Genomic DNA, 7,528 nt, shown 5'->3' with positions numbered 1-7,528 from the left:
CGGGTGCGGGCCGCCGGCCGGTCAGCGTCCGCCGTGGCCGCCTCGACGGCGGCGAGCGCCGCCCGCAGCCTGGCCAGGTCCTCCTCGGTGTGCCGCTGCGCGAGCCGGCGGACGCAGGGCGGCTCGAGCAGCGCCCTGGCCTGGTGGACGTCGGCGATGGTGGTGCCGCGGTACTCCAGGACGAGCGCGGCGTAGCGGGCGGCGACGTCACCGTTGGGTGTGTGGACCCGGGCGCCTCCGTGCGCCCCGCGCCGGACGCTGATCAGCGCTTCGGACTCCAGGACGCGGAAGGCCTCCCGCAGGGTCGGGCGTGAGACCCCGAACTGCTCCATCAGCACGGCTTCCGGGGGCAGGGCGTCCCCCTCGACCAGTTCGCCCCGCACGATCTGGCGCCGCAGGCGGGCGGCGACCAGTTCGGCGGTCTTGGGGACGCGCACCCGCCGGCCGATGTGGCTNCCCGCCGGCCGATGTGGCTGTCGCCGGCCGGGTGCCGGCCGGCGTCGTTGTCGTACCCGCCGGCGGGCGTGCCGGCCGACGGGTCGGGCGTTCTGACAGCCCCGGGCCGCCCGATGCCCGTCGGGCCGTCTGTTGCGATATTGGCTGCGTTCAGTAACACCATGATGGTCCCCCTCGGAGAGATCCGGCTGCGGGCGGGCAGTATGTGGCCTGCTGGCGCTGGTTCGGCTCCTTCGTCCAGAAGATCACATCGTTGCTGCCGGCGATGTCACCAGAAGTACTGGCGAGGTTGCATTGTGACACTACTGGTCACTGCTGCCTACAAGGGGTTCCATGATGGCTACAAATAATGACTATTTGTAATCGATATTCATTAGATCTTTACTAAAAGTAATCAATCGAAGTCTTTTTGTCATCATTTGACGGTGGTGAACGCCATACGGCGACCCGAACGGACCGGTGCGCTGTGTGAGCCACCCGGACGAAAAAGGTGCCGGCCGGTGTTCCACCCGGATGATCCGGATCGTGCGCGTCTGGCGCACGGGTCATCGGATCCACACCTGAGGAGATCGTGATGACGGCTCTGTACACGGCTGAGGCCACCGCGTGGGGCGGGCGTGAGGGACGGGTGGCGTCCAGCGACGGGCGGGTGGACCTGAGCCTGTCCCTGCCCAAGGGGCTCGGCGGCGACGACGGCCCGGGCACCAATCCGGAGCAGTTGTTCGCAACCGGCTACGCCGCATGTTTTCACAGCGCGCTCAAGGCGGTCGCCCGGCGGGCGAAGGTCGATGTCTCCGCGTCGGCGGTCACCGTCCGGGTCGAGATCGGCCCGGACGACGACGGGTTCGCCCTCGCCGTCGCGATCGAGGCCGAGATCGAGCAGGTCGACCGGGACGTGGCCGCCACGCTCGTCGAGCAGGCTCACGCCCTGTGCCCGTACTCCAGGGCGACCCGGGGCAACATCGTCTCCACCGCCACCCTCGTGGACAACTGACCGGGTAGCCGGCTGATCCGCTGGCCGGCTGGCCTGGTGGACGGCCGGCCAGCGGACGCCGGCCGGCGCCGTGTGCTGCCCGGGACGCCGGATGGTCGTAGCGTCTTCGTTCATGGGCGACGCGCGCATCGCGACCGTCGGCGTCGAGGAGGAGTTCCACATCCTGGATCTCGCCTCCCGACGGCTCGTGCCGCGGGCTCCGGCGATCCTCGAGCGCGTCGCGAAGGAGTGTTTCACCGCCGAACTGCTGACGTCGGTGGTGGAGTCCAACAGCCGCCCGTGCACCGATCTGGCCGATCTGCGCGGCAGCCTGCTCCAGCTGCGGCGCGAACTGGTGGTGGCCGGCGAACCGCTCGGGCTCGGCCCCGCGTCCGCGGGGACCGTCCCCCTGGTCGACCGGGACGCGCCCGGGATCAGCCGGTACCCGCGCTACCAGCGGATGCTCGCCGACTACCAGCTCCTCGCCCGGGAACAGGCGATCTGCGGCGCGCAGGTGCACGTCGAGGTCGCCGACCGAGAGCTCGCGATCGCGGTGGCCGCGCGGGTCGCGCCGTGGCTGCCGACGCTGCTGGCGGTGTCGGCGAGCTCCCCGTACTGGCAGGGCGCGGACAGCGGCTACGCGAGCGTGCGCACCCTGGTCTGGCAGCGGTGGCCGACTGCCGGCGTCACCGGACCGTTCCGCACGGCGGCCGAATACGACCAGGTCGTCGCGGACCTGATCACATCCGGGGTGATCAGCGACCCGGGCATGGTCTACTTCGACGTCCGTCCCTCCGCGCACCTGCCCACCGTCGAGCTGCGGGTCTGTGACGCGTGCCCGGACGTCGACACCGTCATCCTCGTCGCCGGCCTGTTCCGCGCGCTCGTGCGCCGGGCCGCCCTGGCGGTCGGGACCGGCGCGCCAGCCCCGCCGTGGCGGACGGAACTGCTGCGGGCGGCCACCTGGCGGGCGGCCCGGTCCGGGATCGAGGGCGACCTCGTCGACGTGGCCGCAGCGGTGCCGGTACCGGCCCGGGATCTGCTGTACCGGCTGGTGGACGAGGTGCGCGCCGAGCTCGAGCACGCCGGCGACTGGGAGCTGATCCACGACCTCGCCCGCCGCGCGGTCGGCCGGGGCAGCGCCGCGGCCCGGCAGCGGCGGGCCTTCGCCCGGCGCGGGCGGCTCACCGACGTCGCCGACCTCATCCTCGCCGAGACCCGCCAGGCGGCGGACGCGGTGGCGGCCTGAAGCGGCCGGCCCGCGTCAGACCGTGACGCCGAGCGGGACGGAGATCCCGAGGCCGCCGCGGGTGTCCGCGCCGTAGCGCGCCTTCTCCCTGGCGATGTCCAGCGGTCGGGTACCGGCGCGGTTCGCGGCGACCGCGGCGTCGTCGAGCAGGTGCGCGGGGACCACCCAGACGACCTCGAACTCCAGGCCGTCCGGGTCGTGGGCGTACAGGCTCTTGGTGGTGCCGTGGTCGGACGAGCCGACCAGCGCCCCCGCCGCGACGNGAGCCGGCGGGCCGCGTTCTCCAGGTCGGTGAGGGTGGCGACCTCCCAGGCGATGTGGTACATCCCCACGGCCGACCGGCCCGCCGGCNCCCGCCGGCGAGGCGGCGGCGTCCGCGCCGAGCTCGAACAGGCCGATGTCATGGTCGTTGGTGGAGTCCGGTGCCTGCAGGAAGGCGGCCCTGCCGGGGATCGCCATCGTCACCCGGAAGTCCAGGACGTCGGTGTAGAAGGCGGTGGTACGCGCGACGTCACGGACGTAGAGGACAACGTGGTTGAGGCGGTGGATGCCCATGATCTCCTCCTCGGGCCGTTCGACACCTGGGCGCTGCCGGGGTAGCACCGGGTACCGCGGGCGTTGTCCGCCGTCGAACGCCGCTCTGTCATGTCGGGTGACGCTCCGTCGAGCCACCGAGCGGCGTTCTGTTGAGCGTTCAACTATCTTGACGGTACCCCCGTCCGTCCCCGTTGCATCCGGGTTGTCGGAGACAAGTCTGTGTTCGCGATCTGTAGTTACAGGTTGTGGTCACGGGCCGACGCCGGTGGCTGCGTCCAGCGCGTAGACGTTGTGGTCCAGGCTGCCGATGTAGAGCAGACCGTCCGCCACCACCGGCGAGGAGTCGTCCACCGGCGCCCGGGTGGCGAACCTCCACTGCTGCTCACCGGTGACGATGTCCACCGCGTACACGTAGCGGTCCCGACTGCCCACGTAGACCAGCTCGCCGGACACCGTGGGTGAGGAACGGATGCCGTTGTCGGTGTGGAACCGCCAGCGGGCCCGGCCGGTGTCCGCGTCCAGCGCGTACAGGTTGCCGTCGTCGCTGCCCACGTACAGCACCTTGTCCACCAGGGCGGGTGTCGAGACCACGCCGTTGTCCGCGGTGAACTGCCAGGTGGGTGTCCCGTCCGTGGTCTTCAGGGCGTAGACGCTGTGGTCGTCGGCGCCGATCCACAGCATGCCGCCGGAGACGGTGGGGGAGGAGTCGACGCTGCTGCCGGTGGTGCGCTGCCAGCGTTTCCGGCCGGTAACCGCGTCCAGCGCGTAGATGTTGCGGTCGCGGCAGCCGACGTACACCCCGCCGCCGATCACTGTGGGTGACGAGTTGAACCAGTCGCCGGCGGTGAAGTGCCAGCGCTCGCGGCCCGTGAGCGCGTTGACGGCGTACAGGTTGTGATCGCGACAGCCGATGTAGACCACCCCGTCCACCGCCGTCGGGGAGGAGTGCATCGCCGCCCCGGTAGGGAACCGCCAGCGCGCCTTCCCGGTCGCGGCGTCCACCGCGTGCAGGTAGGTGTCGTTGCAGCCGACGTAGACCGTGCCACCGGCGACCGCCGGGGAGGACGTGATCGCCTCGCCGGCGGCATACCGCCAGCGTTCACGGCCGGTGACCGCGTCGATGGCATACAGGTAGTGATCGTTGCTGCCGATGTAGACCACGCCCGCCTCGACCGCGGGGGAGGAGTACACCTCCTCGCCGGTGGTGAAGACCCACGGCCGCGGGCCGTCGCCGTCGTCGCTGGAACCGAGCAGGCGCACCGCGCCCCACGTGCCCGCCCCGGCCGCCGCGGCCACGGCGATGGCGCCGCCCGCCCGCAGCAGGGTCCGCCGGTGCGGCCGCGCGGGCGCGGGTGCGGGCCGGTCGCCGGTCTGCTCCCAGTCCGCGCGCTCGGTACGGCCCGTGTACTCGCGGTCGGTACGGCCCGCGTATCCGTAGCCGGTACGGCCCGCGTGTTCCTGGCCGGTGCGGTCGTCCGGTGGGAGCGGCTCCCACGGCAACGGCGGTGTCGGCGAGAGCGGGGTGGAACGTCGCCCCGGCGGGTCGGAGACCGGCTCCCGGGGGGTGGGCGGCGGTCCGGGCCGCACCGGTGGCGCCGGCAGCCCTGGTGGCGTCCTGGTCAGGGTCGTGCTGTCCCGGTCGTCCGCGTCCACCGGCGCGTCCGCCGGTGGACGGCGGCCCCGGGCCTGGTCCGCCTCGCTCTGCCCGGCCCGGGCCTGCCCCGCTCCGGCCTGTACCACGGGCGGCTTTTCGCCGGCAGTCGATGGCTTTCCGCCGAGAACAGGTGGCTGCCCGCCGGGGTCGGCCGGCTGTCCGCCAGGGCTGAACGACCGCCCGCCGGAGCCGGACGGGCCGGAGGATCTGTCCCGGGAGTCCGGGCGGTGCCCCCGTTCGTAGGCGTCCACCAGATCGTAGACGGTGGGTGGCAGCCAGTGCCGCGCGCCGAAACCGGTCGGCGCCTGCTGCCAGCGACTGTCGATCTCCTCCAGCAGACGGTTCGGTGTGGGCCGGCGCGCCGGGTCGCGCTGCATGCAGCGGCGGAGCAGATCGGTGAGCTCCGCCGGGATGCCGGAGAGGTCCGGTGGCCGGGAGAGCAGCTGAGCCAGCACGTTGACCGGCGTGTCGCCGGAATAGGCGGTGCGGCCGGTCGCCGCGTACAGCAGGGTGGCACCGAGGGAGTACACGTCGGTGGCCGGGGTCACCGACGCGGTGTCCAGGGCCTGCTCCGGGGACATGTAGTGCGGCGTCCCGATCACGGCCTGGGTGAGCTGCGCGCTGCCGACCGACGACCGGACCAGCCCGAAGTCGATCACTTTCGGGTTCTCCCGGGTCACCAGCACGTTCGACGGCTTGAGATCCCGGTGGATCAGGCCCACCCGGTGGATGGACTCCAGCGCCTCGGCGATCCCGGCCGCCAGCCACAGCACCGCGTCGACCGGCAGCGGCCCGGCCCGGCGGACCAGCCAGGACAGCGACGGCGCCGGGACGTAGGCGATGGCCAGCCACGGCATCTCGGCGGCGGCATCGGCGTCCACCAGGGACGCCGTGTACACACCGCTGACCTGCCGGGCGGCTGCGGCCTCCCGGGCGAAACGCTCCCGGAAGCCGGGCTCCTCCACCATGTCGGCGCGCACCGTCTTGACCGCGACCAGCAGCCCCGAACGGGACTGGCCCAGGTACACCCGGCCCATCCCGCCGCCGCCGAGCACACCGAGCAGGCGGTAGGGGCCGATCGTCCGCGGGTCCTGCGGCATCAGGGCGTCACGCATGCTCTCGAAGGAGCTGTTCGTGCCCGTCACGTCCGCCTCCACCGGTTTGTCACAGCCGTCATCGTGCCTCTGCGCCCCGCGCTCCGGGACACCGTGCCGCTGGACGCCGTGGCCCGGGCGATCGTCCAGGTGATCGTTCCCCGTGGGGTCGTCGTCCGCACGATTCTCCTCCGACCGTGATGTCTCCTCCGGCCGCGGCGGTCGGCCCTTCCCTGGAGGTGGTCGTCGTCCACGGAGACGTGGTCATCGTCCTGCCTGGTCAACGGCCTGCGCGCACCGGGGCCGTGCCCCCGGCGACGCTGGCGGGCGCGGTCGGGGCCGGCAGCGCCGCCCGGCTGATCGTCGTCTCCAGCCACGGGGCGAGCTGGCGCATGCCGGCGGTGGTCAGATGGACGGCGTCGACGTAGAACGGGCCGCCGGAGACGGTGCGGTCCCAGCAGCGGTCCCCCTGGCACAGCGCCGCGTCGACGTCGAGCGGCAGGATCTGCGGATACCGGCCGGCGGCCTCGGCCACCAGCGCGTTGTAGCAGCGGCTGGACACCGGGTCGGTGTCCCCGGTGGCGCGGCGGCTGTTGGCCAGCAGCACCGGCCGGCCGGGAGCCTCCTGCTCCCACAGGCGCGCGGCCGCGGCCAGCCGCTCCCGGTAGACCTGCCGGTAGCCGACGTCACAGGGGGAGACGACCGTGGTGCCCACCAGCCGCGCCGCCGCGTCCCCGCTCAGGTCGACCAGCAGGACGTCGGGCCGGCTGGCGGCGATCTGGGAGCGCCAGTAGCGGTCCCAGTGCGCGCAGTTACGCGCCGGCCCCGCCGCTGCCCGCGCCGATACCGGCAGCTGGGCGTCGGCGCTGACGTGGGCCCGCGGTGTCACCGGCGGCGGTGCCGGGAACAGCCCGCAGCCGGGCAGCGAGCGGTCCACCACCGGGTAGCGGCCGGAGCCGCGCCGGCCGACCGCGGTGGCCAGATCACCGGCGAACGACCCGCCCAGCACCAGGACCACCGATTGCCTCCCCGTCCGTGACCGCTGCTCGACCAGGTCGGGCAGCCATGCCCCACCGACCGCGACGGCGGTGTAGGCGACCGCCAGCACCGGGGCGGCCCACCGCAGCGACCATCGGCGCGGCCGCAGCCGGCCGACCACCGCGTCCTGCAGCAGCAGCCCGAGGAGCGCGGCCAGCCCACCGCCGACCACCAGCAGGGCATGCGGCCGCACCTGCGGGAACGCGGTCGCCAACGCCCAGAACACCGGCAGGTGCAGGAGCAGGAGCGGGTAGCCCAGCCCGCCCAACTCCACCGGCACGCCTCGGCCGAGCAGCCACTGCAACGGGTTGTGACGGGCCGGCAGCGGTGGGCGGTCCACGCTGGCCAGCAGCAGCGCGCCGGCGCCGGCGGCGACGGCCGGCCCCCCTCCCCGCAGCCAGTCGGCGGGACGCGTGGTGGCGATGATCCCGTCGGTGACCAGCACGGCCAGCGCGATCGTCCCGGCCGACGCCGCCCACCAGGACCGCCGTGCCTGGGTAGGGCCGTCGGCGGGCTCGCCGGAAGCC

Annotated in this window: 6 protein-coding genes; 2 read left to right on the top strand and 4 right to left on the bottom strand. The window is 73.2% G+C overall.

Translation table 11 applies throughout. The features are described 5' to 3' along the window. On the bottom strand, positions 1–449 hold a 449-nt coding region (locus tag FrCorBMG51_RS30620; RefSeq protein ID WP_235433332.1), incomplete at its 3' end, for a FadR/GntR family transcriptional regulator. 581 nt (positions 450–1,030) lie between these two features. On the opposite strand from FrCorBMG51_RS30620, the gene FrCorBMG51_RS04715 reads away from it, so the two are divergent. Together FrCorBMG51_RS04715 and FrCorBMG51_RS04710 are read left to right on the top strand one after the other, a co-directional pair. Next, positions 1,031–1,450 carry an organic hydroperoxide resistance protein gene (locus FrCorBMG51_RS04715; protein WP_013874201.1) on the top strand — a complete coding sequence of 140 codons (420 nt, stop codon included), beginning with the start codon at positions 1,031–1,033 and terminating at the stop codon, positions 1,448–1,450. Positions 1,451–1,541: 91 nt separating this feature from the next. Beyond that, on the top strand, positions 1,542–2,678 hold the full coding sequence (locus tag FrCorBMG51_RS04710; RefSeq protein WP_076842630.1) for a carboxylate-amine ligase: 1,137 nt from the start codon (positions 1,542–1,544) through the stop codon (positions 2,676–2,678). Positions 2,679–2,693: 15 nt separating this feature from the next. On the opposite strand, the gene FrCorBMG51_RS04705 is transcribed toward FrCorBMG51_RS04710, so the two are convergent. The 3 genes from FrCorBMG51_RS04705 to FrCorBMG51_RS04695 form a co-directional block, all read right to left on the bottom strand. Next, the gene (locus tag FrCorBMG51_RS04705; protein ID WP_235433313.1) at positions 2,694–3,233 is read right to left on the bottom strand and encodes a VOC family protein; all 540 of its coding nucleotides are present in this window, start codon (positions 3,231–3,233) and stop codon (positions 2,694–2,696) included. Between the two features lie 231 nt (positions 3,234–3,464). Next, the gene (locus FrCorBMG51_RS04700; protein ID WP_139342179.1) at positions 3,465–6,014 is read right to left on the bottom strand and encodes an outer membrane protein assembly factor BamB family protein; all 2,550 of its coding nucleotides are present in this window, start codon (positions 6,012–6,014) and stop codon (positions 3,465–3,467) included. Between the two features lie 229 nt (positions 6,015–6,243). Beyond that, positions 6,244–7,528 (bottom strand): SGNH hydrolase domain-containing protein (locus FrCorBMG51_RS04695; protein ID WP_200902330.1); only part of this gene is annotated, 1,285 nt, incomplete at its 5' end.

The sequence above is a fragment of the Protofrankia coriariae genome (assembly GCF_001017755.1).
Taxonomy (GTDB): domain Bacteria; phylum Actinomycetota; class Actinomycetes; order Frankiales; family Frankiaceae; genus Protofrankia; species Protofrankia coriariae.
Note: the sequence above shows the minus strand (reverse complement) of the source record. Positions and strands in the feature narration are given on the sequence as shown.